This window comes from Pedobacter sp. AC163, assembly GCF_979258665.1.
On the sequence record NZ_OZ409872.1, the window covers coordinates 5,287,829 to 5,313,302 of the forward strand.

47 protein-coding genes are annotated in these 25,474 nt (G+C 35.9%); 12 read left to right on the top strand and 35 right to left on the bottom strand.

Going from position 1 to position 25,474, the window contains the following annotated elements:
* Positions 1-2: 2 nt before the first annotated feature.
* From ACZZZK_RS22970 to ACZZZK_RS23005, 8 genes are all read left to right on the top strand, one after another.
* Entirely contained in the window at positions 3-431 is a 429-nt protein-coding gene (locus ACZZZK_RS22970; protein WP_463486174.1) for a hypothetical protein, read from the top strand.
* Between the two features lie 8 nt (positions 432-439).
* The gene (locus ACZZZK_RS22975) at positions 440-694 is read left to right on the top strand and encodes a hypothetical protein (protein WP_463486175.1); all 255 of its coding nucleotides are present in this window, start codon (positions 440-442) and stop codon (positions 692-694) included.
* Positions 684-938, top strand: a complete 255-nt coding sequence (locus ACZZZK_RS22980) for a hypothetical protein (protein WP_463486176.1) — start codon at positions 684-686, stop codon at positions 936-938. The genes ACZZZK_RS22975 and ACZZZK_RS22980 overlap by 11 nt, the downstream gene beginning before the upstream one ends.
* Complete coding sequence (locus ACZZZK_RS22985; protein WP_463486177.1) at positions 938-1,240, top strand: hypothetical protein; 303 nt, start codon at positions 938-940, stop codon at positions 1,238-1,240. Before ACZZZK_RS22980 ends, ACZZZK_RS22985 begins: the two co-directional genes overlap by 1 nt.
* A gap of 7 nt (positions 1,241-1,247) precedes the next feature.
* Positions 1,248-1,652, top strand: a complete 405-nt coding sequence (locus ACZZZK_RS22990; RefSeq protein WP_463486178.1) for a hypothetical protein — start codon at positions 1,248-1,250, stop codon at positions 1,650-1,652.
* A gap of 216 nt (positions 1,653-1,868) precedes the next feature.
* Positions 1,869-2,402: a hypothetical protein gene (locus ACZZZK_RS22995; protein ID WP_463486179.1), complete on the top strand. Its 534-nt coding sequence runs from the start codon at positions 1,869-1,871 to the stop codon at positions 2,400-2,402.
* 142 nt (positions 2,403-2,544) lie between these two features.
* Positions 2,545-2,934, top strand: a complete 390-nt coding sequence (locus ACZZZK_RS23000; protein WP_463486180.1) for a hypothetical protein — start codon at positions 2,545-2,547, stop codon at positions 2,932-2,934.
* Positions 2,934-3,149, top strand: a complete 216-nt coding sequence (locus ACZZZK_RS23005) for a hypothetical protein (RefSeq protein ID WP_463486181.1) — start codon at positions 2,934-2,936, stop codon at positions 3,147-3,149. The genes ACZZZK_RS23000 and ACZZZK_RS23005 overlap by 1 nt, the downstream gene beginning before the upstream one ends.
* 6 nt (positions 3,150-3,155) lie before the next feature.
* Here the strand turns inward: ACZZZK_RS23005 and ACZZZK_RS23010 are convergent, their stop codons facing one another.
* From ACZZZK_RS23010 to ACZZZK_RS23175, 34 genes are all read right to left on the bottom strand, one after another.
* Complete coding sequence (locus ACZZZK_RS23010) at positions 3,156-3,563, bottom strand: hypothetical protein (RefSeq protein ID WP_463486182.1); 408 nt, start codon at positions 3,561-3,563, stop codon at positions 3,156-3,158.
* Positions 3,564-3,586: 23 nt separating this feature from the next.
* Positions 3,587-3,853 carry a hypothetical protein gene (locus tag ACZZZK_RS23015; protein ID WP_463486183.1) on the bottom strand — a complete coding sequence of 89 codons (267 nt, stop codon included), beginning with the start codon at positions 3,851-3,853 and terminating at the stop codon, positions 3,587-3,589.
* A gap of 2 nt (positions 3,854-3,855) precedes the next feature.
* Entirely contained in the window at positions 3,856-4,476 is a 621-nt protein-coding gene (locus ACZZZK_RS23020) for a hypothetical protein (RefSeq protein WP_463486184.1), read from the bottom strand.
* A 289-nt stretch (positions 4,477-4,765) separates the two neighbouring features.
* The gene (locus ACZZZK_RS23025; RefSeq protein WP_463486185.1) at positions 4,766-5,221 is read right to left on the bottom strand and encodes a hypothetical protein; all 456 of its coding nucleotides are present in this window, start codon (positions 5,219-5,221) and stop codon (positions 4,766-4,768) included.
* 49 nt (positions 5,222-5,270) lie between these two features.
* Positions 5,271-5,606: a hypothetical protein gene (locus ACZZZK_RS23030; RefSeq protein ID WP_463486186.1), complete on the bottom strand. Its 336-nt coding sequence runs from the start codon at positions 5,604-5,606 to the stop codon at positions 5,271-5,273.
* Positions 5,606-5,842, bottom strand: a complete 237-nt coding sequence (locus tag ACZZZK_RS23035; RefSeq protein WP_463486187.1) for a hypothetical protein — start codon at positions 5,840-5,842, stop codon at positions 5,606-5,608. The genes ACZZZK_RS23030 and ACZZZK_RS23035 overlap by 1 nt, the downstream gene beginning before the upstream one ends.
* Positions 5,839-6,711 carry a hypothetical protein gene (locus ACZZZK_RS23040; RefSeq protein ID WP_463486188.1) on the bottom strand — a complete coding sequence of 291 codons (873 nt, stop codon included), beginning with the start codon at positions 6,709-6,711 and terminating at the stop codon, positions 5,839-5,841. The genes ACZZZK_RS23035 and ACZZZK_RS23040 overlap by 4 nt, the downstream gene beginning before the upstream one ends.
* 2 nt (positions 6,712-6,713) lie before the next feature.
* Positions 6,714-6,998 (bottom strand): hypothetical protein, encoded by a 285-nt coding sequence (locus ACZZZK_RS23045; protein WP_463486189.1) that lies wholly within the window; start codon positions 6,996-6,998, stop codon positions 6,714-6,716.
* Positions 6,999-7,000: 2 nt separating this feature from the next.
* Positions 7,001-7,291, bottom strand: a complete 291-nt coding sequence (locus ACZZZK_RS23050; protein WP_463486190.1) for a hypothetical protein — start codon at positions 7,289-7,291, stop codon at positions 7,001-7,003.
* Positions 7,279-7,524 carry a hypothetical protein gene (locus tag ACZZZK_RS23055; RefSeq protein WP_463486191.1) on the bottom strand — a complete coding sequence of 82 codons (246 nt, stop codon included), beginning with the start codon at positions 7,522-7,524 and terminating at the stop codon, positions 7,279-7,281. The genes ACZZZK_RS23050 and ACZZZK_RS23055 overlap by 13 nt, the downstream gene beginning before the upstream one ends.
* The gene (locus ACZZZK_RS23060; RefSeq protein WP_463486192.1) at positions 7,524-7,847 is read right to left on the bottom strand and encodes a hypothetical protein; all 324 of its coding nucleotides are present in this window, start codon (positions 7,845-7,847) and stop codon (positions 7,524-7,526) included. Before ACZZZK_RS23060 ends, ACZZZK_RS23055 begins: the two co-directional genes overlap by 1 nt.
* Positions 7,848-7,866: 19 nt before the next feature.
* Complete coding sequence (locus ACZZZK_RS23065) at positions 7,867-8,064, bottom strand: hypothetical protein (RefSeq protein WP_463486193.1); 198 nt, start codon at positions 8,062-8,064, stop codon at positions 7,867-7,869.
* Between the two features lie 327 nt (positions 8,065-8,391).
* The gene (locus ACZZZK_RS23070; RefSeq protein ID WP_463486194.1) at positions 8,392-8,583 is read right to left on the bottom strand and encodes a hypothetical protein; all 192 of its coding nucleotides are present in this window, start codon (positions 8,581-8,583) and stop codon (positions 8,392-8,394) included.
* A 76-nt stretch (positions 8,584-8,659) separates the two neighbouring features.
* A complete protein-coding gene (locus ACZZZK_RS23075) occupies positions 8,660-8,896 on the bottom strand; it encodes a hypothetical protein (protein ID WP_463486195.1) in 237 nt (78 codons plus the stop codon).
* 715 nt (positions 8,897-9,611) lie between these two features.
* Positions 9,612-9,782 (bottom strand): hypothetical protein, encoded by a 171-nt coding sequence (locus ACZZZK_RS23080; protein ID WP_463486196.1) that lies wholly within the window; start codon positions 9,780-9,782, stop codon positions 9,612-9,614.
* A gap of 166 nt (positions 9,783-9,948) precedes the next feature.
* A complete protein-coding gene (locus ACZZZK_RS23085) occupies positions 9,949-10,140 on the bottom strand; it encodes a hypothetical protein (protein WP_463486197.1) in 192 nt (63 codons plus the stop codon).
* A gap of 2 nt (positions 10,141-10,142) precedes the next feature.
* Positions 10,143-10,385 carry a hypothetical protein gene (locus tag ACZZZK_RS23090; protein WP_463486198.1) on the bottom strand — a complete coding sequence of 81 codons (243 nt, stop codon included), beginning with the start codon at positions 10,383-10,385 and terminating at the stop codon, positions 10,143-10,145.
* Positions 10,386-10,387: 2 nt separating this feature from the next.
* The gene (locus tag ACZZZK_RS23095; RefSeq protein WP_463486199.1) at positions 10,388-10,741 is read right to left on the bottom strand and encodes a hypothetical protein; all 354 of its coding nucleotides are present in this window, start codon (positions 10,739-10,741) and stop codon (positions 10,388-10,390) included.
* 164 nt (positions 10,742-10,905) lie between these two features.
* Complete coding sequence (locus ACZZZK_RS23100) at positions 10,906-11,472, bottom strand: antirestriction protein ArdA (RefSeq protein WP_463486200.1); 567 nt, start codon at positions 11,470-11,472, stop codon at positions 10,906-10,908.
* 150 nt (positions 11,473-11,622) lie between these two features.
* Positions 11,623-11,853 (bottom strand): hypothetical protein, encoded by a 231-nt coding sequence (locus tag ACZZZK_RS23105; protein WP_463486201.1) that lies wholly within the window; start codon positions 11,851-11,853, stop codon positions 11,623-11,625.
* A gap of 30 nt (positions 11,854-11,883) precedes the next feature.
* Complete coding sequence (locus ACZZZK_RS23110) at positions 11,884-12,069, bottom strand: hypothetical protein (protein WP_463486202.1); 186 nt, start codon at positions 12,067-12,069, stop codon at positions 11,884-11,886.
* An 876-nt stretch (positions 12,070-12,945) separates the two neighbouring features.
* On the bottom strand, positions 12,946-13,356 hold the full coding sequence (locus ACZZZK_RS23115) for a hypothetical protein (protein ID WP_463486203.1): 411 nt from the start codon (positions 13,354-13,356) through the stop codon (positions 12,946-12,948).
* Between the two features lie 550 nt (positions 13,357-13,906).
* A complete protein-coding gene (locus ACZZZK_RS23120) occupies positions 13,907-14,302 on the bottom strand; it encodes a hypothetical protein (RefSeq protein ID WP_463486204.1) in 396 nt (131 codons plus the stop codon).
* Entirely contained in the window at positions 14,295-14,663 is a 369-nt protein-coding gene (locus tag ACZZZK_RS23125) for a hypothetical protein (protein ID WP_463486205.1), read from the bottom strand. Before ACZZZK_RS23125 ends, ACZZZK_RS23120 begins: the two co-directional genes overlap by 8 nt.
* A gap of 61 nt (positions 14,664-14,724) precedes the next feature.
* On the bottom strand, positions 14,725-15,054 hold the full coding sequence (locus tag ACZZZK_RS23130; RefSeq protein ID WP_463486206.1) for a hypothetical protein: 330 nt from the start codon (positions 15,052-15,054) through the stop codon (positions 14,725-14,727).
* A gap of 2 nt (positions 15,055-15,056) precedes the next feature.
* Positions 15,057-15,248 (bottom strand): hypothetical protein, encoded by a 192-nt coding sequence (locus ACZZZK_RS23135; protein WP_463486207.1) that lies wholly within the window; start codon positions 15,246-15,248, stop codon positions 15,057-15,059.
* Between the two features lie 197 nt (positions 15,249-15,445).
* Positions 15,446-15,673 (bottom strand): hypothetical protein, encoded by a 228-nt coding sequence (locus tag ACZZZK_RS23140; RefSeq protein ID WP_463486208.1) that lies wholly within the window; start codon positions 15,671-15,673, stop codon positions 15,446-15,448.
* A 139-nt stretch (positions 15,674-15,812) separates the two neighbouring features.
* Positions 15,813-15,995, bottom strand: coding sequence for a histone H1 (locus ACZZZK_RS23145; RefSeq protein ID WP_463486209.1), 183 nt, complete (start codon positions 15,993-15,995; stop codon positions 15,813-15,815).
* 44 nt (positions 15,996-16,039) lie between these two features.
* Positions 16,040-16,291 (bottom strand): hypothetical protein, encoded by a 252-nt coding sequence (locus ACZZZK_RS23150; protein WP_463486210.1) that lies wholly within the window; start codon positions 16,289-16,291, stop codon positions 16,040-16,042.
* A complete protein-coding gene (locus ACZZZK_RS23155; RefSeq protein WP_463486211.1) occupies positions 16,292-16,645 on the bottom strand; it encodes a hypothetical protein in 354 nt (117 codons plus the stop codon).
* 4 nt (positions 16,646-16,649) lie between these two features.
* Positions 16,650-16,826 (bottom strand): hypothetical protein, encoded by a 177-nt coding sequence (locus ACZZZK_RS23160; protein WP_463486212.1) that lies wholly within the window; start codon positions 16,824-16,826, stop codon positions 16,650-16,652.
* Positions 16,823-17,539 carry an NUMOD4 domain-containing protein gene (locus tag ACZZZK_RS23165; protein WP_463486213.1) on the bottom strand — a complete coding sequence of 239 codons (717 nt, stop codon included), beginning with the start codon at positions 17,537-17,539 and terminating at the stop codon, positions 16,823-16,825. The genes ACZZZK_RS23160 and ACZZZK_RS23165 overlap by 4 nt, the downstream gene beginning before the upstream one ends.
* Complete coding sequence (gene dut / locus ACZZZK_RS23170; protein WP_463486214.1) at positions 17,514-17,948, bottom strand: dUTP diphosphatase; 435 nt, start codon at positions 17,946-17,948, stop codon at positions 17,514-17,516. The genes ACZZZK_RS23165 and dut overlap by 26 nt, the downstream gene beginning before the upstream one ends.
* A 598-nt stretch (positions 17,949-18,546) precedes the next feature.
* Complete coding sequence (locus ACZZZK_RS23175; protein WP_463486215.1) at positions 18,547-18,807, bottom strand: hypothetical protein; 261 nt, start codon at positions 18,805-18,807, stop codon at positions 18,547-18,549.
* A gap of 124 nt (positions 18,808-18,931) precedes the next feature.
* Between ACZZZK_RS23175 and ACZZZK_RS23180 the strand changes: the two genes are divergently transcribed.
* From ACZZZK_RS23180 to ACZZZK_RS23195, 4 genes are all read left to right on the top strand, one after another.
* On the top strand, positions 18,932-19,684 hold the full coding sequence (locus ACZZZK_RS23180) for a hypothetical protein (RefSeq protein WP_463486216.1): 753 nt from the start codon (positions 18,932-18,934) through the stop codon (positions 19,682-19,684).
* Between the two features lie 61 nt (positions 19,685-19,745).
* Positions 19,746-20,375, top strand: coding sequence for a hypothetical protein (locus tag ACZZZK_RS23185; RefSeq protein WP_463486217.1), 630 nt, complete (start codon positions 19,746-19,748; stop codon positions 20,373-20,375).
* Positions 20,368-22,467, top strand: coding sequence for a type II toxin-antitoxin system RelE/ParE family toxin (locus tag ACZZZK_RS23190; protein WP_463486218.1), 2,100 nt, complete (start codon positions 20,368-20,370; stop codon positions 22,465-22,467). Before ACZZZK_RS23185 ends, ACZZZK_RS23190 begins: the two co-directional genes overlap by 8 nt.
* A gap of 6 nt (positions 22,468-22,473) precedes the next feature.
* Entirely contained in the window at positions 22,474-24,870 is a 2,397-nt protein-coding gene (locus ACZZZK_RS23195) for a hypothetical protein (RefSeq protein WP_463486219.1), read from the top strand.
* 39 nt (positions 24,871-24,909) lie between these two features.
* Here the strand turns inward: ACZZZK_RS23195 and ACZZZK_RS23200 are convergent, their stop codons facing one another.
* Complete coding sequence (locus ACZZZK_RS23200; protein WP_463486220.1) at positions 24,910-25,467, bottom strand: hypothetical protein; 558 nt, start codon at positions 25,465-25,467, stop codon at positions 24,910-24,912.
* Between the last annotated feature and the right edge of the window lie 7 nt (positions 25,468-25,474).

The following is a 25,474-nucleotide window of genomic DNA, read 5'->3' on the forward strand; positions in this document are numbered from 1 at the left end:
TTATGGAATACCTATTTAAAATAATCGATTCGCCATTTAAAATGGTTGCAACGTCTAAGGAAGATGCTTTAGCAAAATATCAAAAACGGGATTTGGAATTAGGAGAACATGCTTTTTACGGGATTACATCCATTTATGAAATAGAACAAATAGAGACGGTATTCAAGCCAAAAAAAGGTATCTATGATGCTGACACATATAGTGAATATGCATCTGAAATATTAGAGGAATTCTGCCTTAGCCTTAGGGAACCCTACGTTCGAGAATGCGACACTAATAATCCAGATGATGTTGTGGGTGCAGATTTTATGTACACCACCAGCGGTATGAGATTGGTTGAAAAACTAATTAATAGGCTTCACATTCTAGGGAACAACGCTTATCCAGATGGCGATATCAATATCTCATCAATGGGATTTAGAGAGGAATAACCAGATTGATGAACTGCTACTTCACATACGATCAGAAAACAAACACGAAGGTATTGATACCTGGATGCTGGCCGGTTGTTCACTCGAATGATATTTCAGATTGTACGTGTAAGGAAACGGATTTAACCTTAAACGCTTTTGAAAAGAAGCTATTCAATGATAAGGTTGCTGAATTGAATAAAGAGATCATTTCCCTTCGTGAAGGTATTGAGCAGCTTAAAAAAGATAATTATTTACTAATGAACCAATTAAATGCTATTTAAACACATAGAAAACCAACAGAAAATAAAAGTTTACATGGATTCCATTCGTGAATGGGTGCCATGTAGAGTAATAAAGTTGGAAAAAATGATTAAGAATGAAAATGGCTTTTGGATTTTCGATGGCTACACTTATCAAGTAACCGGCAGAATGGATGGTAAACCTTTTTTCTTCATAATTGATAATCAGGAAGACTTAGCTGTATACGAAATGAAGTTTATAATGAGAAAATTAAAAACAAGATAATGGAAAATAAATCAAAAATTCAACTGTGCGAAGTATGTAAATGCTTTGTATTTATTGGGAAAACAATGAAGTGCGCTAATGGCCACGACATTATCCTCGATAATCTTACCCGGGATGATGTTGTTCCTTTCTATGTTATGCTAATAGAAAACTATCCAGTAGGTGAAAGCGATACTATTATAGAATTCAATAAAAAAATTATGCAAAAATGGTCAGCATCTGCATTAATTTATATTAAAGATAGAGCATGGAAGCAGATTGCTTCATGTGAAATACCCAATAATTTTGTATTTGATATTTAAGATAATTATGAAAGCAAGCGAATTAAGGATAGGTAATTTAATATGGTGGTGCCACGAAGAATCGGAATCTGTTAACATTGTTGATCTAAAAATACTAGATGATTTAGTTTATAATGAAAATGAACCTAGTGACCCGGAAGATAGATTTGCCAGGTTTGGGTGTAATTATGTTCCAATTACCCTTTCGGAAGAAATACTTTTAAAGCTAGGTATGACCAAGAATCACTTCAGACCAGAGCGATTTGATTTTGAAGGTGTAGATAACGGCCAATTCCACATAGATCAACTTAATGGAAGATTTGTATTCAGGGGTTTAGGAATGACGATTCTTTATGTTGACTACTTACATGATCTACAGAATTTATATTTCGCCTGCAAGAGAACAGAACTTAACACATCGAATTTGATATGAAAGATATTGTTTATTACAAAGAACACAGAATTGTTTTATCCTTCGATGGTTATTGGTATTCTGAATCTTTTAATGAATTTTTCAAATCGTTGACATCAATAAAAAAATACATAGATAATATATGAGCGTGTTATTAAAAATGCTGATAGTATTTGTCGGCCTGTACGTTCTATTCAATGTGCTTTTTACTTTAATATTCACCAAATAATAAAGTACATGAAACCAGAACAAAAAAAGGAGCTCATTAAAAGCATAACCGAAAGGGGATGGGTATTGGATGGCAACGTTTACCGAACACCAGCTGAGGCCGCTGCTTTGGGACTAAATAATAAGCCAAAGAAGAAATCCAGATCGAAGGTTGTTCGCACTGGTTGGATTGATGATAGTCGTAACCTCAAAAACCGAGAAACAATTCACGATACTTTCCGGATGCTCATCAAAAAAGAGTTCGGTTTTGATTTGGTATGGCCAGAGTTTTACTTTGATACCGAAAGGTTATACCGTACCGATTACTGCATCCCTGTATTAGAAGACGGAACGGTTGTTAAGATAGCAATAGAAGTTCATGGAGGAATTTACGCTAAAGGTAATTCTGGTCATACATCTGCCAAAGGTTTGTTAAGGGATTTTGATAAGTCAACCATGATGCAGGGTTTAGGATGGAGGCTTATAACCGTTACTCCAGATCAGCTTATTACTTCCAAAACTATCGAAACTATAAAACACTTTATGAGTATGAATATAAAATAGTTTATTTTATTATTTTAATATAGTATAAATCGATTTTAAATATCTTTTTGGTATAGTTACCCCAAAACGACAAAATTTTCAGCAGACAAGCTAAAATAAAGTCAAAGTTTCATACATTTGGATTGCAACAAATCTAATCCCGATGAAACGTTTACTATTACTCTCACTACTTTCAATTTCAATCTTTGCTGGCTGCAAGAAAAAAGAAGTTGAAAAGCAATCAATAACTGCTCCATTACAAATTGTAGTTACTGGATTAACCTCCACAACAGATTTATCTATCGAAGTTGACGATCAATCAGGTAATAGAATTTTAACAGTGGTTAAGCAATTAGGAAATAAAACCTACGAAACCAATCCAGTAACTTCTGGAAATACGTTAAAAGTTCATTATAGTTCTACAAAAGCTAATAACGCCCAGGGTGATGGCGCTGCGGATATCACATATAAATTCAATGGTTCGATTGTAAATGTGTCAGGAGGTAATATCGGCGGGCCAACCGGAACAACCTTAAATGTTAAAATTCCTTAATGCTGATTAAAGCATTGATCTTTATTCTGTTTATCGCCTTAATAGTAGTATCTGGCTTTGCCGGCAGCTATGCTTTGATGTTGATTCAAAATTATGTTGAAGTAAAATCTGCTGATTTAAGAATGGTTATACTATTCACCATTGCTGCGGGAGTATTTTGGATTGTGTACTGGTGCTCGGTTACAATATTTAAAGCAATAAAAAAGGGAAATTAATCCCTTTTATTTTTTTTCAAACAGCTGCCATATTGTGATGGCGAAAGAAATAAAACCACCTATACCACCGGCGATCATAAACCAGTATTCAACTGAGCCCTTTTTAACAGATTGTTCCAGGTTTCTTATTTCGAGTTGTTTTATTCTTCCTGCTTCAGCTTTCTCAGCATCTTTCTTTTGTCGAAATTCTCTATAATGCGAATGGGAAGTTATTTCTCCTAATGGAGTAAGGTAAATCTTCCCTCCAGATAACTCAAACAAACCATCTTCACAAAGTTGGTTTACAAGGTATCGAAGGTTAAGTTCTTTTTGATGGCCTAAGTAAGCCGTTATTTCAGAGAAAGAAATATACATTGGCATTGTAACTCTCCACTTCAATAAATAATCGAGTTCGTTAATTGTTTTTTCATCCATGATTTAAAAATAGCGATTTGCATTTAAAGATTATGCTTTGCTTTGAACCTATCAATGAATTCTTTTGGATAAGTGATTACATCGCCGCATGTATGGCACTTTAACGTGCCTATCACATTGGTTTTAATATATCTTTGGCATCCAGATGTCATGCAGTAAGGAACATAGTGCTTATCTTTCATCATGTTGGTTCTTACCTGACTAAATTCCATAGAATTAGTGTGTGGCTCAAAATAATATTCCCATCCCCATTTATCATGGCGTTCTTGTTGTTCTGGTGTTAGTTCCATGGTTAGTTTGAATAAAATACAATATTTTGATCTTTGGTTGGTGTTACAGGCATAATGAGTAATTCCACATCATCAATTTTAAATAGCGAAGCGCCTAATTCTTTATCTTGGGAAACAAGCGTTACCTCAGATGTGTTTACCTCTTTGGCAATTTTTGATAATATTTCAATGTACCTAGCAGAGAAAAGTGATAAACCAATTTTAAAATAATAATCTTCCTCTTTATGGAATAATCCATTAGGTTTATCTCCATGACCATCACAAACAGGACAATCAAAATCATCGTAAAAGTCTTGGTTCTTTAATTCAACATGCCATTGAACCGTTCCGTTACCCTCACAATACTTACAGGTTTTCGTTAATGGTTCATCGGGAACTTTATCAAGCGCCTTATTGATTTTTTCTAATGATAGTTTGAGAGACAAATTTCTTGAATATGGAATAACTTTCATCACATCTGATTCCGGCTCATCAATTACATCAGGCGCCAAATGCTCATCAATAATTACAACCATATAGCTGTTGGTTGCCATTACTTTTCCACCCACCATAAATGGTCTGGAAAGCCATGAATCTTTGTATTTAGAAACACAAAGCGATAATATTTTATTGTAGTCTACCATTATTTGAATATTTCTAATTGGTTAGGATTATTTTCTTGTGGCCAGGTTGTGGTATCGTTGATATCAAACTCTGGTTTATTTATTCCGCTGGTGACGATCTCTGGATCCATCTTTGAAAAGGTGTAGTACCGCTCAACGCTAACTTCAATAATTGCTGTAAACTCACAACCTCATTTACAGATTACAAGCTCATCCAATTCATCACCATCATCAGGATTGAAATAATCGAACTCTACATTATTTTTCAGTTCGCATTCTGGGCAGTCAAATGTTTTAGTTGTTGTTGCCATTACTTTACCTCCTTTAAGATTAACCAGGTGCCAACACGTTTTTTATCCTCATCCGATCTTTCAATGATTGGATTGTCTTGATAGATTTTATGGAAAGCCATAAGCGTATGGAATGAATCTTTACCTTTAGAATACCACTCGCATACATCATCATCGAAATAGTCCTCATAAAGAACTCCCTGACTTTTACCGTTGATGAATAGTTCCTCTGAATCAACTATTTCAATCGCCTGTTCCTCTGTAATCTTATCAGAAACACCGATTACAATACATTCTTCGAATGGTATCTTCATTGCTTGTTCCTTATATTCCTTCGCGGGGTTGTGATTGGCTAGGTATTTATCCAGTTTAACAGGATCCGAAAGCTGCTCATCGGTTACACCGTTTGCCTCATTCCAGGTTTTAATAAGCAAGTATCCCATGTTGGAAATTGCGGATACAAATAGCTCAGGCATTTTGACAGCTAAGAATTTCCCCTTGCTTGTTTCGAATGGTTGTATCATATTATGCGAATCCTAAATTTTCTTCAACTAAAACCCAATTACCTTCTTGCCTTTGCCATGTTTCTCCATGTAAAGGGGTGAAGCAAATTATTCTCCAGTCATGATCTGGATCGTGGTGTGCATAGACCTCTATATTCCTTGCTGTTAGAAACTCATTCCAATCAGCATTTGAATCGGCTTCATAAAACACCTCTCCGTCTTTGGTAACATGATAGCCACCGAAACCATTATACAGTACGGTATCTAATGATAAATGGCTTTTATCTTTGTTTCCACAACATAAGCACCCAACGTTTTTTGGTTTAATTGCTGGTAATATTTCGAATGTATTTTCCATTATACTCTATCTTTAAGTGAAAGGATTGATTCGCTTTCTACCACATACACGTATTTTACAATGTTATTATGTGTTAGCTTTAATTTTTTAACCTTTGCCTTGTCTGCGGCCTCATCAAGTTTAGCGTTGGCATAAATTTTACCCCAAATCTGCATACAAAGGTTTCTAGTTCCCTTAATTGATAATTCTGGGTAAGTTTCGTTTACGTATTTTTCAACGTCCTCAATTGTTTTCATGATGCTTTTTCTAATTCGTTTAACCTTGATTGAATCATTTGGCATTTGAAGAATTCCTTATTTTCGATGAAATTCCTTAGTAAAGAATTTAGTGATCGTACATCTGCCGGTTTTCTTCTGGGCATATTGTCAAATCGATCAAATAAATCTGAGCTCTGAATGCATTCCAATCTTTTATCATGAACAATTACCCACCAACTGGAATTAGCTGAATGCCAAACAATGCCAGAAGTTAATCTCTTTGTGCGCCAGTCATAAAAGAATTTCCTTTCTCCGCACTTAACGTACTTGCCATTCTTATCTTTGTTGTGGTATGCATAGGAACCACTTCCTGGTCTTTCCATATAGGATTTAATGTCCTCTAATTTCTCAATTGGCCCATTATGGAAGTGTTTATTAACCCTGTTTTCCTCAATGATTTTTTCAACAGGCGATAAATCCTCTCTATTCACCTTAACAGTCATTCCAAAAGACTTAAATAATTCAATAGTCTTATGAATTTCAAGCTTTACAGCAATACCTTCAAGGTATGTAAGCGGAGTAAATCTGTTATCCGAAGGATCATCCCAAAAACTTTGCGCTATACCGGTCCAAAGGTTCTTAATGTTACCGAAGCTTATCTCTATGCTTTGACAATGAATCTCCATCAATGAAGCTACATTTCCTTTATAGGCAATTTTGTGGTACTTGCTTAAACGATTGTAGTGTTCTTTGTAGGATGGATTTTCTGTTACGGTAAAACCTCTTTTAGTCAAAAACTTAATTAGTTTAATCCACTTAGAGTGATGTGGAACCTTTAATGTGAAATTTTCACCGCGGACATCGAAGTCGGCAAAAATGGTATTTCTGTGTAATCGTATTTCTGCCATAATTAAAATACTTTAGCGTTTAACTTCTGAGCTTCTTTGAATTGTTGATCGGTAAATGTGTGTTTGGATCCTTTACCATGTTGAAGTGGATAATCGTTTGAATAGCTCACAACCCAATTTCCATACTCATCAATCCAGCATGAATAATCATCGCCCTGGTTGTACTTGTTTTCCTTAAACCACTGTATAAGGTTCACCTCAATCTGTTTAACTCTATGAAGCAAGAATTCGCATCGTGGCAACTCGTAGGTGCCTCCGGCTTTGTTATCGTATTTAGTTACTGCCATGATTATAGTTCGCTAAATTTTAGTTTCAATTGTTTCTCGTGATCATCTATTATATCGTACAACTCCTTTTGCTTTTCCTTAATCCACTGCCTTATTAAAGGAGAATCGATTGAGTACTCCTTTTCTTTCGAATAGACAATTTTTCCAGAGGTAAAGTCCTTTTCAATATTTCCCATGACAAAAGCCGGTTCCGACACGTTAAGTTGTATTTTGAGTATCGAACAATTACCTATTTCTTTCTGGAGCCTAACTCCTTCATTTAAAGTTTTGCTATCCATAATTACTTCCCCCAAGATTTTTCGTTAATAACTTTATACCCTGCAGCCAATAGAAGTTGCTCCATAAGGTCAACTGTTACCCGGCCTTTGCCAAATCTGTATTTAATCTGACCAGCATTTGAATTTGATATCTCCTTGCTGTCAATTAAAATCCCCTTATACCATTCCCGGCGGGAGATTAGCGCTTCAAACGCTTCCTCCGTACTGGAGAAAGTCGTTTTGTTTATGTTTGTTATTGCTTTTGGCATTACTTGTATTTTGTTAAATCCTTAATCCCTAGTTCGATGAGTAAATCGTATAACTTTTGTTCGGATATGTCTTCCCCATCATGTTTAGCCAAAACTTCTAATAAGTCCTTAAACTCATTAAGTGCGCTCCATGCATCATCGTAAACATCCAACCGAGGAACCATTCTATCCCCAAAGTCAACCCAGTGGATACAAAATTCCCCGCTAGTTGAACCGTCTTCATGATACATACCGATACTGATCCGTAATCCATCAATAACGTCTTTATAAATTGCTTTACTGCTTCTATGGAAGCCTTTCGAGCATCCAGAATGATCTTTCATATTTCCGTTCGGATTGTATTTAGAAAGTTGAAATTGAAAAATTCTCCATTTGTTCCCGGGCTTCCTCTAGGCGTATCGCCATTGGTTTAGCCTGTATAATTGCTAAATGATCTTTAGCAACTTTTGCAGCATACCCGCCAGACTTTGCAGTCCTTTCGAAATTGCGCTCTTGCTGAAGCACAATTTCAGTTAGTTGTTCGTTAGTGTAGTTTTCCATTATAGTACAGCGTAAGGGGTGAACACTCCGTTAACTTTTACGAATGACCAAACGGCAGGACTTTCTACCATCGATACATCGTGTTTTTTCTGCTTTGCAGTGGACCAATCCACAATTTGTTGTTGCGTTCGGATTGAAGTCGTTTGAATTGATTTTTTCATTTTGCTTAAATGTTTTGTTTTTGAATGAGAAATAAAGGTTTTTTGGTTATCGTCTATCTTTAGCCTTGTAGCCTGAACCGTTACTATATGCAGCGCAATAGCTACCGGCACAACTTGAAAATAAAGCAACAACGATTAAAAGGATGAGTAAATTTTTCATTGAAAATTATTTGTTATAACCCAATGAAAAAGATTTTACACATTTGTTTTTAAAGCATCTATTGTTGCCTTTAGTTAAAACCCGAACAGGAGAAGCAACATCTTTAATAAAATAGTCCTTAGTCTTCCAGGTGGCGGATGGGTGGTCTTTCATCAATTGTGATTTTAAACCTTTCTTTAATTTTCTAGGGATTTTCATAATACATTTATCTTTTACCTAAAAAGGCGCAAGCCTTATAAATGGCGTTGCGCTTCTAAGTTTGTTCTTAATGGCTTTAATCTATTGGATAGCCATTAAAATCATATTTTTGAGGTTTACATGTTTTGTGTTCGGCTGCCTCACCTTCATAGTTTACTCGATTTCCTTTTCTTTCAACTGATTCGCCATTATCCAAGTGCATATATTTTCGGCTTGCATCTACGATTGCATGACCTTTAAAAGTTTTACCGATTAATTCAGAACCAGATCCAAATGCGTTGGCGGGTGCGCTAAATGTTTTTTTGTTTCCCATATGATGAATATTTATAAATGCTTTTTAATGCCCAAAGCCCGAATCTATCCAGATGTCGGGCCGAGCTATTTTAAATTAAACGCTCTCACTTTATGAGGGGTTAAAGGTTCTCAATCTCTACCCACCGCCACAACCCCGAACCGTTTTAAGGTGTCGAGGTGTTCGGCGTTCTCTGCTCTCAAACAAAAAGTGTCTTTATATTATTATGCCTAATTCAATAGCGATTTGGTCCGTCCTGGTTTCGTGGTTAATATCTTCTTTACCATCTAAATCTGCTATCAATTCGCATATTCCTCGGTTATATTCTGTATTTATGTTATCCGTATCAATAAGATTTTTTGCGACTTCCTTAATATTATTAATGTTCATATTTTCTTATATTCTAACTGGTTAAAAAATTGGTTCAATTTGGTTGTGTCTGCTGTTTTAAAGCTGATACGGTAAGTTTTGCCGGTGATCGAATAACGAACCTTAAAAGCCTGTTTTAATTCGTTAAATATTTGATCGTTTACGGTTTCAATCGTTATTTGATTGCCGAACTTTATCAACTCGGTTTGATCAGCTACTAAATGCCTGGTGACTGTTCGCTGCGGTTCTACTGCCTTACACGAAGCAAGGCAACAAAGCCAGATCAAGCCTAACAAAAACAATGTGTAATAAAACCCAAGCTTTAAAAGCATCCAGGTTGTTAGCTTCCTATTTAAAAATCTTTGTATCATGGTGTAATTTCCTCCAATTTTAAGCACGTTAAAGCGTGTTTGTCCATTACCATAGTACGGCCGTTTAAATCCGGATCCTCACATCTTAACGTTACATCTACAAGCCCTTGTGGTAATTGCTCCACCTCGTAAATATTGCCGGTTGCAGTTGATTTGTATTTTTGCATGGTTAGATTGTTTTTAATGCTGAAAACTCATAGAAATTATTTCCTTTACTCGCATATCGGTAAGGTTTTATATAAGTCATACTTTCAAAACTTCTATCTTCTTTTGACAGCTTAATAGCTTCCTTCTTGTTGGATGCCATTATAATAACAGTCTGGTGCGACATGGTTATTTAAATTTTAAGTCTATAATTTCAGCCCCTGCAAGTAGGTTGCTGTAATAACTGGTTAAATATTCTTTTGCTTCCGAAATAGTATCAAAAGGAACTGACGTTATTACGTGGGGAACATCAGAAGATTTTTTTAAGCCTTGAATGTTAAAGCTTAATAGATGCCAATTATTTAATTTTGTATTTTTCATGGCTAAATTTCTTTTATAGTGAACCCAAATTGTTTTTGTTCTTCACTCATGGCGTTGATATTGATGTTGTCAACTAAATATTCGTCTGTCTCGCAGAAGTTGCAGCCATAAAAAGTATCTTCTGGCCCATTGAATTCAAACAAAGGCAATTGAGGGATAGAAACATCTTTATATTCTATAGATTCATCTCCTGGGTTCATATCTTCGTAAATATTACCGCAGTTATTACAAGTGCATATTTTCATAACTATTTAGATTGAGTGTTAAACCATTTGATAAAATCAACTACTTCCGCGTAAGTATTTGATATAAATTTTGTGTTAATTTCTATTCTGCCATCGCTGATCATACTGGAGTTATATATTGTATAATCGTAGTATTTATCATGAGAGGTAATTTTATCTAAAACAGGAATTAACCAATCCCATGAGGTTTGAAATTTCAAATCTGCTGCCATACAATAGTCTTGATATTCTAAAATTTCACACCATTCACTTTCTATTGTTGTTTGAACTTCTTTAATCAGCTCGAAACCATTAAGTATATTGTAGTCGTATGGAACACCTTTTTCGCTTCTAACAATACACTTTGTGAAGTCCATAAATTCAGCTATAAGCTTGTTATTTTCAATTATTTCGTTGTTACTCATGGCTTTTTAATTATCTAAGTCTTCAAATGTTTTTTGTACGAAGTTGCACAGCAACCCGAAACCGATTAGCCCAAGGAAGAAACCCAAAGCCACAATTAGTATTATGATAATTACCATTAGATTGAATAGTTAGAAGGGTTTTCGATTATGTCCGCTATAATTTCATCCTGATCGATTTCGGCCAATACTGCATATTTAGAAATGCTTTTTAAATTGGCGTAGCCGTCAAAGGTGATATATTCATGATTCCAACTAACATCGCCGAAAATCGCTGCTCTGGCTGCCTCCATTGGTTTTCCTTCAAAAAAAGTATTGAAAAAGTCTTCATCAAACTCATATATTTCATCGTTATCACGTGAAGTATTGCTGCAAAATTCATTGTGTAAGCTAACCCAATCCGAATCATCATAATTCTGAAGCTTTTCTGCAATCTCAATGTATTCGTAAATGTCATCAGACAATGTACTTTCACTGATTAATGAATCCGGGATGTTTTCCCAATCTTGAAACATATATTCTGGATCTGTTTCGTCCTTGTGTAATTCCTTGCAAGCTTCCCAAAATTCATCAGTAGATGAATAATTAGAAAGGTTTAGCCATTCGCCAGCTATAGAACCATTATTATATTTTGCGTACGTACCAACGTAAATAGATGCCTGTGTTAAATCTGTTAAAGTTTTCATAACTTTGTTTTGCTTAAATGTTTGAGAATGAGTTTTTACTTGTTTTTTGAACTTGATCCCGGTGCTAGTTACACCGGGATTTTTTTATTTATATTGATTCAGGATATAATTATAAGATCGTTTATATTATCGATCAAACAAAAACCCATACTATTTTTTTAAGTATTTTTTGTAAGTCTTGCCAGATGCCGGAGTAACTAAAATGTATTTACCTCCACGACTGCCGACAAATATTTGAGTTTTAACACCTTTAACTAAAGTGTCTCTTAAAACCTTATCGGCTTTTTTTGGTGCTGTTTGTGCATTAATCGGAACGAATGCAATAAACAAAAGGGCGAACGCTGCAATAAATAACAGAGCTTTTAAAATTGATCTTTTCATTGTTTGAGATTTTAAAGATTTATAAATTGATTAATTAGTTTCTATATCGTAACCTAACCACATGTAAACTGAATTTTTAGTGTTTAAATTGGTCACATCTTCCCACCATTCCGAGCCATCACCATTTGAACCGGCTAAAGCCATTAGTTTACCATCTACCTCTTTGGTGCTAATACCATGATTAGCCAGGATTTGAATTTTTGTTGATGCTTGCATGATTATTTTGATTTAACGTTATTCAAGAACAAACTAACCATTAAACAAAAAACTAAACCAATCACCGCCATAACAACCAACTGACAAACAATCATAGGTTGAGTAGTAACGATGCTGTTTTTAATGTTGTCAAGTACAACAGATGTAAAGGCTATTAATGTTAATAGTGACGTGATGCTAAAAAAGCCAGTTAATAAAGTGTTTAAATTTTTCATGATGTAAAGTATTAGTGTGGTTATTTCCTTTTTGCTTACAACAAAGTAACACATAATTTATTTACGTGTCAAGTATTAGTTTCTTTTATTTTGTCAGTAAATTGTCATTAACGTTAAATAATACATTTAAACCTGATTAAAGGCACAAAATAAATGTAAAGTATTAGTTTTATTTTTTGGTTGTTGTACAGTCCTTTGTATATAAAACTGATTGAAGCGGGCACGAAGCGCAGCGAGTAAAGCGGAAAGCAGGACAGGACCAAACCCACAGAGCAAAGAAGAACCTTTCCAAAACCTAAAGGAACTATTAAACCCATATAAGAAGACAAAGAGAAAGGAGAGAAGAACCAAGCCAGGCCAACGGCCGGCAGGGGCGAAGCCCAGGCAAACCCAAAACAACAAAACCCCGACCAATAAAGATCAGGGTTTTAAATAACATGCGCATTCTAACATTAAACTATAAGTCAACCTTTATTATATAGGTTTCCACATCTGGAATTCAACCAGCACCACGCAACAACTTTAAGGGAAAAACCCCATTTAAACTATATTGACAATTAAACAGCCTTGACAATTGCCCGATCAATTTTGAATATCGCAAGCATTTGCCATTAGAAACCAGGATAACAGAAGTTTTGGCTAGATTAGCAGCACATCTGTATTACTTAACCTTTTTTATCCCAGCAATTTTTAAAGCTAATGTACTATCAATTCTATTTAACAACTCTTTGCCTTTCAGTGTAAGTGAATAAACCTTAACAGGAACATATGCAGCCAAATTTGCTCTAGTAGATTTTACACCATCTTTTAAATATCCGTTAGCTAATAGATCATTTATCACAGGCTTAACAATCCTATAGTTTAATTGATATAGATTTAAGATTTTAGTTTGATATGATCTAGGGTATTGATTTAGGTGATAAAGTATAATAGCTATTGCACGAGCCTTATTTATAGTAGCAACTTTAAACCCCAACATTATATTGAAGTCCTTTAATGTGATAGAATAAAAGGGTGCAACCTTATTAAGCGTATATAAACATGTATTTGAAATTATTGTTGTCTCGTTCATCCGCTTACTGTAGCTATCGAGTTGGTTGTTTGTCGATATCATAATCAAAAGTACATTAAATTATCAGTATTTAAATTCCATCGGCGAGCGTGTTGCATATATGATAATGATAAGGCTATAAGATTACGATAATTATAATGTATATATATCTGTGCTTTACCGGCAAGTGGTGCCTGTTATGGTGCCTGTGTTTTTAAATCGTTACCCTAATGACTTAGTAAACGCTTGTAATGTATATTTTAAAAATAGGTGTGAATCCTTAAGAGAATACCATGACCAAATAAAGCAAATTAGTTGCTGGCGATTAGTCTAATTAGTTGGGTGATCTCGCGCCCAGGAGCAAGCACACATTTTGCCCATATAACACCCACCCGGTCCGGTCAAATCGGTTTGGGGAACGAAAATGTACGGCCCCAGTAGCCTATAGTAAGTGTGTTGAAACAACCCCACAAATAAAAAATATCTCATACCCACCCCGTTTAAAAAGAATTGACTTTGTTTAAGCTGATAAAATAATCGATTCATGGTTCGAAAAAAAATTTAAAAAAAATTATCCTCTTAACGCTTTCAGGCATTGGCTCATTAAATGGCTATGCAGATAAGCTTCACATTCATATTCTCTATCTCGGTCCAAAACATCTTTCAAACGAAACTGAACGAGGTGTATGCATTCATGGGCGAGTGTTACGTATTCTTCATCGGTGAAGTTGAATGGATCTTTCATTATTAGGTACCATAGCCAAATACCTTTGTATCTACGTTGAATAGCCATCCCTCTGCATCCTTCTGGCATGTATTGACCTCTTAATCCTCCTGCCCAATCGTTGCATCCTTGGCTTTTGTAGAACTCAATCATTTCTTTGATTGAATATCCGCAAGCGAAAGCTATTTTACCGGTGAAGATGCCAAAATCTATCCCTTGTATTACGTGTAGGCCTTTACTCATCTTTTTTATGTTCAACTCCAAACATTGGGGCTTTAATTTCTTCAAAACTTCCATTCGGCATCATTAAACCATGCTTCATGCTATTGAGAAAATCTTTTACTTGATCACTTGCGCTTTTATAAGTTCCATCAACTGAGCTTATTCGATATGGTTTTAATGCTATTTGCTGAGAAGAAAAGGGATCGAATGTGCTCATTATCACATACCGAAAGCTTTTATCTTTGGTGTCGTTTGAATTAAAGCACTTTTGGCGCATCCATTTACCACAGGTACTTATCCCATGACGATATCCGCGATTACCTTCCTCACAGAACTGAATGTATTCTGGTGATTCTATTGGTTCAAATTCTATTCCTTCCATTGGGATGTGGGTTTGTCTGCTCAAAAAAATTTTTCGAAAACCTTGCGGTTTTATACTGGTGTTAAGGTTGCGGCGGCGTGGCGATGGTCCATGTGCCGTTTTCATCTGGTTGGAAAACCACTTTACTATCTGGTCCATCTTCCCAGACAAAATTTCCTTTACTGCATGACTTCCATGTTTCAAAAGTTAGAATGGTATTTTCTGTAGGAAGATCATCTATAATCATAAAACCCTGCTGGTTGAATAATTCGATCATCTGTTCAGGAGTTTTGTATGGAATGGATTTAAAATCAAGTGATATATTTGAAAAAACCATTTGATTAAACCTCCATTCAATACAGTATGCGAGGTATTCCTTTAAAAGCTCAGCTTCGGCGTTCCAGTCAGTCATTTTCATAATTCTTTGGCATCATAAACTTCATATGGTTTATTCATTAAAAAATCAATTACCAAAAGCCATACAACGAAAAAGTGATAAAATTCATTTGTTCCACGAATCCAATCATCACCTTCTTCATATTGATCATACCATACCGGAATTCCGTAGTATTTGGCTTTGTGAGTGTATCTATTTGAATTAATCATTTAATTTAAGTAGTTATGATTATGAACAGCCTATAACAGTGTGATTATCAATATTAGGTTGCTCAAAATGGTAAGAATTTGTGCCCATGTTAAGTGGCTCAATGCAACATCACGTTTTCCAGAACAGTCATAAGCTTCAAAAGCAAGTATTTTAAAAAATTGCCTCAATGCTTCACTTAATTCTTCGAAAAAATATCTCATGGCTTCAATTCCTCGATTATGAACCTAAAACCATAAGCTCTTATGTAAAATCCTTCAAACTTATCATCAGATTTAAAGGCTACTGATACATCCTGGTAATCTGCTAATTCATGCTGAACTTTTTTAAATTCGGAGCTTGGTAGCTTAATACCGATTGTATCGAATTCTACTTTTTCGGAATGCATGGTTTTAACAAAACCTTTTAATAGACTTATTATCTTCATAATTTCTGTGGTTTTTACATTGGTGCTCGTTTCCCTTTCCTACTCGTGGAACGTTACTCACTTTTGTACTCGACCTCTTATGTATTAAGGGAGCAACCAATGTCTTCAAAATTTTTACGGCCTTAGAACCGGACAAAAATTACTTAGTTCTTTCAGCTTTCAGTTCTGTAATTTCGTTACGAGCATCCTGAGCTGCAGTTTTAATGCTTTGAAGTGCTTTACGTAATCTTGTACCAGCCGCAGCATTGTTTTGGTCGTAGAATTTTTTAGCATCGCCTTCAGCATCAGAAAGTAATTGCTTGATTTTATTGAAATTTTCCATGTTTTGGTTGTCGGTTAGCCTTTACGCCGAAAGGTTTTTATGATTTATTTAGTTAATGCATCGATAATTGAGTTATCAAGTTCCAAAGAACCCAACTGCCAATCTTCTCGAAGTATATTTTGATGGTACCATGGCGTGTTAACCTCTGAACCATTCTCTAGTTTCACCTTAATTTCACCTCCTTTGATGAACCAGTAGCCTTTCCACTCAGGAACTTTAATAACTCCGCCCAATTTCATGTGAGCAAGGGCCATGCTGAATGTTGCGTGTTGATCTTGAACTACAAATACATGCATTTAATTTTCCTCCTTTTTAAGTTTATTAACCAGAGCCATAACTCGCTTTTGTTTTTCTATCGAAAGCGTGGTGATATCATCAATCAAATTTTTATTGAATAAAACCACTTCTTTATAATCCGGATTTTGTTTTTCGAATGAATACTTAACTGCTTTCATAAATTTCAATCCAGCTTTCTGCATTTCAAGGCATTTATTTGACAGGTAATTGAAGCCATTATCTTTGAATAGCACCGATAGGTATTGATTATAGTCCATGGCGATATCGTTTGCCATCATGCATCCTGTCATTTTATGGAAAAGCGCTTGTTGGTCTTCGCTTATTCCCCAATCTTCTTGATTTTTATCTGCCATAGGATTAAGGAAGTTTAAATTGTTTAACAGCTTGCTTTCTTTCAAACATCATTAGCCAGCCTAAAGCCGAAAACAACTTTCCGCAGCCTAAAATGAATGCTCCGATCAGAATAATCGGAATACAGATAACGTAAACCAATGTAAGGAACCATTTTTCTTGTGTGGGAGTGAGGTTTTTCATGAAATCTTTCTTTTTTTTCTTAGTATAAATATTTTTGTACTTCCCATACCAGTGATTTTCCCAGCTTTAATTGCTCCTACTTTGTCAGAAAGTTTTAGAGCTTCTTCTAAATCATGTTCACTATACTTAGTTTTACCAATATTACCAGAGCCCTTTCCCTTCTTTATGTCTTTAGAAACATTATTATTAAAATCATTGATGGCTCTTATTGCTTGTTGTTCTGTGTCAAATGTTCCTAGGCTAAACCTTTTACCACCAATTGTGACCCGAGTAGTCCACTTATTTATGCCAATATGATATCCAATTCCCTTTGTTTTGCTTGAGGTAGTTTTCTTCAATTTATAATTGATGTAATGCAATGAGTTTTCTGATGACGTTAGCATTTCAAGGTTTAGATAAAAATTGTTGTGTTTATCAAAATCTATATGATTTACGGTTAGAATTGGGTTGTAATTAGATAAGAAATATTCTGCTACTAAACGATGTATTTTAATGGTTTTCTGTTTCCCATTTAGTGTTAAAGAAGCTCTTAAGTATCCCTTGCTTTTTCTACCTATTTTTGGATTATTTTTACCTCTATTCAAGTAAGGGTTTACTACTAAAAATCTTCCGTAGTTGCTAATCATATATTGGTAATCGAATCCAATAATATCTTTCCATTCTTCAAGGAATGGTCCGTATGGTATTTTATTTACCTGTACTTCCATATCCATCTGTACCTCTTTCTGAATCACCAAGCGAATCCACTTCTTCAAACTCAATTGTTGGATGAGGAAGAATAATCAGCTGACCTAAACGATCACCAATCTCGTAGTCGATATTCAATTTGAATTCCTTACGCATTATTGGCGCAAACTTGAAGAAAATTTCGCCGCGGTATCCGCTGTCTACAATACCACAATGATTAGTAAGCATTAAGTTGGTTTTATAGTTGCTTGATCGAGGTAAAAGCATCATAAAAAATCCTTGCGGAATTTCAAATGCCAAACCTGTACCGTAAACGATGTTACCATGAGCATCGATTGATTTAGAAACGGCAGTAAGATCCATTCCTGCATCACCCACATGTGCGTATTTTGGTATTACAGCCTGTGGAATTAGTTTTTTAATTTTAATTTTCATTGCTTGCTTAAATGTTTGTACCTAAAAAAGCCGCATATCTCTATGCAGCTCGTTTCCGCTTTTCTTGTAGCTGGCACACCGGGTTTTAAGTTGTGCTTCTGGAAAGGGATTCGAACCCTCATGCTTTAGGCGTTAACTGCTTGATCGCTTTTCTGCCGAGCACGCCTTCGCTCTTTATTTAACTGATCTAACGTCTACCACATTCCGCCACCCAGAAGTTTAAATTTTTAGCAGTGGGGATGCAATCTTTCAGGCATCGCCCACAATCTAAATTAACGCTCTCACCTACAAAGCCCCCATGCGTTTCTGCATGGAGGCTGTCTTGTCGCTCAACTATAGTTCATGGTGGTGTTTCAAGCGTAAACGTTTGAAATAAATCACTGAGCACTTATGATTTAAGTTTGTCGCACTATTAACGCTCACTAATGCAACCCGAATCCGAAACATTCCCACCTCTTGGAATAACAAAGGAAAGCTAACCTTTGCGGCCATCCAGCCTAGAATCTAACCAAACATATTCTACCAATGAAACAGGTATTAATGAAGCGCTTTTTTAAGGTTTTGCATGCACTACGCGGATCGCCCGCTCGCATGACTTTTATATTTTAAAATGTTTTCTAAATGCTTTAACCACTTCTCCTTTTATAGCCAATTCATTAATTGGATCGATATCAGCAGAAGGATATTCTTGTGCCATCGTTGCTTTTGCTCCGGTTTTTTTGTCCTTATGTGTCACGATTATAAAAGAGTGACCTTTTTTAGCAAACCTTCCTTTCCATAATCCAGAAGTACGGATTACAATTCCTGTAGTATCAGTAGGAATATGCTCAGGCATAGTCTCTGGAAATTTCTCGTTCATAAGATTTTACTGTAAATGAAAATTATTGTTTGCATCAGCTAAGGTAAAACTTATTATTAGAAAAACAAATAAAAATATAATGAAATAATATATTTGTTTCAATTTAACATATATTTGTGTCTGTATGGATGCAAGAAATATTAAAATAAAAAACAACTATGTGTTGGTTAAACCTGATTCAGACCACAAAAAACTAAAGAATGGCCTTTATATCGGAACTACATCAACTACTGAGGCAAGACACTATGCTATAACTGGTACGGTTATAACGATTCCTGATAAATTGGTTTATCGTGGGGAGAAGGTTAAGCGATTACGGAACAGAACGCAAGGGAAGTTCAATGATGATGAGGCAAAGCAGCTGGCTACAATGGTAAATGGCAGCATGGAATATAAAACCGAACTGGAAGTTGCTGTTGGCGATAAAGTTTGGTTTGATTATTTGGCCCACATCAATGCAAATACCGAAATGAAAACATTAACCCTTGAAGATCATGGCGAATGTATTCTGATTGAGTATTCAAGGTTGTTCATCCGCGAACGCAATGGGGAAGCAATTCCGATTAACGGTTGGATTTGGATTAAACGCTATGAAAGTTCGAAAGATTTGGGCAATGGATTGGTGATGGCTGATAATGCTGATTTAACAGTTAAGTATCATGCTGAGGTAGTGAAGGTTGGGAAACCAATACAGGAATACATGGCTGCCAGGTTAAGCGATAAACATTTCGATGGCATTAAACCTGGTGATCGTATAATTTTCAATGAAGGGATTTTAACACCATTGGAATACTCGCTTCATGAAACGGATGGTATGGAAAAGCTATACAAGATTAAACGTAAAGATATTAAGGCCATCGAAGGTGTCCTTTATTAATTCACAATGCCCGCAAGCAACATTTTCAGCAAAGGAAGGAGAAAATATATGATGTAGATTAATGGAATTAGATTACAGCAATCTTAAATACGATATAAGTAAAGTTCCTGCAGGAAGTAAAGTTATTGACTTTTATCCTGAGCTTTCTGATTATGTGGAGTTCGCCAAAAAAGAGGAAGATGAATTAATTCGTTGGATTATTCTTTTGGTAGATGATGGAAGTCCTTTCTTTAAAACTTACAGGGATTTTAAAGAACGCGGCAAAGCGGTATTCAAACATCTAAATCTTAATAACTCATCATTAAAAAAATACATTGATGGCGATTTAGATCGTGAAAAGGAAATTCAAGAAAAATTCCGAATCAACATTAATGCAAAAATCTACAAGTACTTTATCATCCTAGATAAAAACACCTATACCGTTTGGTATTCGCTATGGTCAAGTTTTCAGCAAACCAACGCCATGGCCCAAATGGAAATCGATCCAGAAGATTACCAATTTGAAGCAAAATTCGAGCGGAAGCAAAAGATTACCGACAAACTTCTGGAAATGCAGGGCAAGCTTGCTAATTACGAAAAGCAGGTTTATGGTGATTCAAAAATTAAGCAGATTGTTGTAAACACAGTTGCCAAAGCAATTTACTGGCCAGAGAAATTAGTTAAGAAAACCGAATACATAACGAATGAATAAGGAGTTATATACGGTTGATTGGTCGGACTATGGCGGCGATATTAGGATAAGTGGATATATTGTTCCGCTTCCGAAAATGCCACATTTCTCGGAAATGGAAAACTTTGAATTGCCAATTGAGCAACAAAAGTTTCGTAAAACAATAATTCCTCCGGGCTTATCGAAGCGTAAACCAACAACGCCAGATGAAGATAAATTCATTTTAGGTGAATACCATAAATTCGACAATGGTATTTGGATGCTCATCAAAGGTAAACCGTACTACCTTCCTGGCGATTATTATCATTTCTTAAATTATTGGACAGTTGAGGATGGCAGTTCGCCGTTCTTTTATGAACCGCAGCAAAAGCTTTACAACCTATATGGCATGTTGGATAAAGATCCAAAATGCTTAGGAACAGCTTTGTACAAAGGTCGCCGGATGAGAGCGACCGAAATGACCATACATAGGGGTTATTTCCAGATGTTCAGGTATTCTGATAAGCAGATGTTCATGCAGTCTAAAACTGAGGATACTGTAAAGAATAACTATAACCGTATTCTGAATGCCCACAACAAAATGATTTGGTTCGTTAAACCGGTAAATTCTGGTTCAACGAAAAACAAAGACGGTTTGGTTTTCGAATATCCATCCGAAGTTATTACTAGCAAATCATTAAGGGATATCGCCGAAAGCGGAGTTGATAAAGAAACTATTTACGAGGATGATCAGATAGGAAGTAAAATTATTTACGGGCCATGCGTTGCTACTCACTTTGATGGTGGAAAGGGAATGTATGTTATTCTTAATGAGTTTGGAAAGCTGGAGGGAATGAGTTTAACCAAAGTTGTTTCCATCCTTCGCCAGTGTGTTTCCTTAAATAGTTTGAAAACAAAAGTTGGAATGCTTCACCTCGAAAGTACAGTTGAGGAATTGAGTGATGCCCAGCTAAAAGAAGTAATTGAACTTTATAAAGATAGCAATCCTGCTGAACGAAATAAAAACGGAAGAACAACATCTGGATTATATGTAATATTCGTTTCCGCAGCAGAAAGTGGAGAACCCGATGAATATGGCTTGGTGGATGAAGTTGCTACCAGAATTTATATTCAAAACACCATTGAGGATTTAAAGAAAAAAGGGAAAATTAAGGAAGCAGCTGATGAGCGCCGTAAAATGCCTTTAACTATTGAAGATGCTTTGGCGCCTTCTGGTGATCAGTCCGCATTCCATAAAGAAAGATTACAGGAAACCCTTGATAGATTAACCTTCCCGGAAAAGGGTAAAGAGAATGATGTTATCCGGGGTAATTTTGAATGGGAAAATGGAGTTCGTTTTTCTCGCGTAGTATTCCAGATTGATGAAGATGGTGGACGTTGGGAAGTTTCGAAGCTTGATGGCTTACAGGATAACTTCGTTATTAACATGTACGGTGAAAATGTACCTGGAAATGTTGATTTATTTCGTACCGGTGTCGATCCATTTGACCACAAAGATACTTCTGATGGACGGAGATCAAAAGGTGCATCCGTAACATTCGAAAGATACGATGAATTAAAGGATGGTATCAAATTCGAAATGAATGGTGGTACTAAAATCGCTATTGATGGTGGTTTAAATTTCCTCACAAATCAACCAGTTTGTATCTACCTATACCGCCAAGACGATCCTGAATTATTCTATGAAGATATGCTTATGCAAAGCATATACTATGGAGCACCACTTCTTTGTGAATCTCAGAAACCGGGATTGATGAGGTACTTCGATAGATGGCATTACGGCAAATTCATTATGAATAGGCCGGTTGAAACAATGACCAGAACTGATAAAGGAAATAATAAGGAACAGGAGGGTATCGCTGCATCCGATGTAACAATTAACCAATACTTCTCAGCCTTATCTACCTACATCTACAATTACCACAATGCAATGAAATTCAAAACACTCGTGCTTCAATTAATGAGCATGAATAGAAATAATATCGGGAAAATGGACTTAGGTGTAGCCTTTGGATGGTGCCTACTTGCAGTTAACGCAAATCTTCCAAGCTACTCAGATCGATACTCCGAAACTCAGGTTGAGTTAACACATTTTGAATACGTACCAAACTAACACGCCATGAAACTACAATTCGCTTCAGATTACCAAGGGGATAAGAAAAAGAATTATCCATTCCCATCTGATAATCTACCTCAATCAGTAAAGGATGATGAAAAATATTTTAGGCAAGCTACCCAAGCTATTGTTACCAGGTATTTGAACAACCTTTGTGAGTTACCGTACACCAAATTTGAAAGTCAACATAGCATTTCTGAATTAAGAGCATATGCTTACGGGAAACAAGGGGCCGACCGATACAAAAATTATTTGATTGGATTGAAAGATCCAGTTACCGGTTGCCGCCGAAAAAGTACGATCAACATCAACTGGCAAACGCTTGATATCCTTCCTAAGAAATTGGGTGATGTTAAAGGTTACATGCAAAAGTTGAAGTACGATATTATTACTTCGGCAATTGATCCCCAAGCGGTTTTCCAAAAGGATATGGTAAAGGCCGCTACTAAATTAATGACGAATGATTTGATGAAAAATCTTCATGCTGAAATTAATGAGGCAGCTGGAGGTATGGCAGTTTCTCCGGAAGGACAATTAGTTGGTCAAGCTGCTACTGCAGTTCCGTTTCAGAATGAACAACAGGTCGATGGATTTGCAGCAACAGGCGGTTTTCAATTACTACAGGAAATTGCCATTAAAATTCTATTGGATAAAACCGATTTAGATAGTGGTCAAGAAATTATCGATGATTTAATAATTGAAGACTTACTCCATATTGGAAAATGCGGTAAACGTCACTACACTGAACCTGGTTCTGATAATGTGCTTTATGATCACGTTGATATGGAACATGCTATGGTACCATGGTCAAAGTATGCTGATTTTCATGATGCAACTTATGCCGGTACCGTTACTCGATATACAATTGGCCGTTTAAGAAGGGAAACAAATCTTCCAGAAAGTAAAATAATCGAAATTGCGAAGAAGTATAATGATGCCGATTTCAATTCGCAACATAAGCTTTCAAATTTCATGTACTCGGTTCAGGAATCTAAAGATTCTGGATTAGGTTTAGCTGTTCTTGATAGTATTCAGGTCGATGTGGCTGATGTGGAATGGTTAGGGTGCAAATCATTTGCCCAAACAAAAGTCACTCGCCAAAAAGAAGGAAACATCGCCTTAAATAAAGTATCTGATGATTATGAATTAAAGGATGCTGATAGAAAACGCGGTAAGGAGTTGAATAAATACACTCATCAAACCGTATTCAAATGTAAAATGATTTTAGGTACCGATGAAATATTTGATTACGGTATTCAGAACGATATCCCTTACAAGAAAAATGATAAAGGCCAGATGTGCCCGGTTCTTTCTTTCAACTTCTACAAACTTACCGGTCCTTCATTAACCGAAAGATGTATGGGTTTTGTCGATGATGCAAACATTGCATTATTCAAGAAAAGAATGATCATTAAAAATTTAACTACTGGTCACAACATCCGAATCAATGCATCTGCTTTCGAAAACGTAAAAATTAACAACAAGCTACAGCAGCCACAAGATTTGATGGCTTTATTCCGCGATGAAGGTTTCTTAATCGTTGATGATAAAAATCCATGGGGTCAAAACAATGGAAGTAGCAGACCAATTGATATCATCCCATCCGATGTAGCGCAGCGTTTATTGGAGTGCAGGAATGATCTGGAATGGAATATCAGAATGATCGAGGAAATTACCGGATTAAACTCTGTGTTCTCTGCTTCAACTCCAAATTCGGAAACTGGTTTAGGCGTTTCAAAAATTGCCATCAACGCAACTGAGAATTCAATCTTTACAATCATTAAAGCCCGCGAAAGGCACTATGAACGCGGACTTGAAATTTCTGCTAACAAATGGAAGGTTAAAGCGAGTTTCATGGATGATAATAAAAGAGATAACTTTGCTACTGATCGTTCTATGCAATACATCCGTATCGGAAAAGAAATTGCATGGCATAACTATAACATCAAGTTGGAGGCATCCGTAACTGAAGATGAAAAATTGATGTTGACACAACGTGTCTTCCAGTTAGCAGACTTACGTAGGCAAACCGGAACAGGTGGAATTAAACCATCTGATGAGTTAATGGTATTTGAAATCATCAAATCTGGCAATATTAAATTGGCGAGATTAACATTGGCTAACATCGAGGAATACAGAAGTTCGGAGGATGAGAAGATCGCTGAAAAGCGGTACCAAGAAAATGCTCAGCTTCAGCAGCAATCAAATCAGCAAGCTTCGCAGAACAAACAGGCTGAAATTCAAACTGAAGCTCAGGCTGCCGGAAGTCAAAAGATGATGGAAATCCAAGCCGAAATGGAATTGGAAAAATTGAAAGGTGAGAATAAGAGAAAGGAACTAGCAATTTCAAATATTTATGGCTGGTCCTCAGATCAGTACAAAAAGACTGTAAAACAATAAAGTAAACAACAGACCGACATTTATGTCGGTCTGTTAAAATTATTGAATACCCAGGAATAGAAATCCCTTTTCTCTTAATTTGTCAATCGCATCGGTAACCGAAGAACTTTGGTTGTATGCTGGGTGACCTAAGTTTCTTATAGATTCTAGCATAATATCATAGGTTTCTTTTGAGCATGCTAACCAAGCGTTTGATTGTTTCTTTTTAGATTCATCAGCAAAGAACTCATCCGATTTAGGGAGCGGATCACCATTAAACGCAAGACCTCCAACTGCATCACAATAAGCATCATAAAGTCTCTTCGCTAAACCTATTTCTCCACCATCGCTTTTTAAAGTATTGTACGTCATGGCGAAGATGTCCTTTTTGCAAGGATATATTTCTCCTTTTACTCCTACAATAAGCATGTCCTCTGGTGTGAAATTGTGAACTCCCTCAAGAGTTGGAATTAAGTAAAGGCTATCGTTTTCATGAGTAATAGCATGCCCTCGAAAATCAATTGACCAATGTGGTTCTGGAGTATTTGCCTTAGCATACTCAACAAATTCTTCAAATGTAAATGCCTCAATTTCTACAGGCTTTTTTGTGTACTTCATATAATTT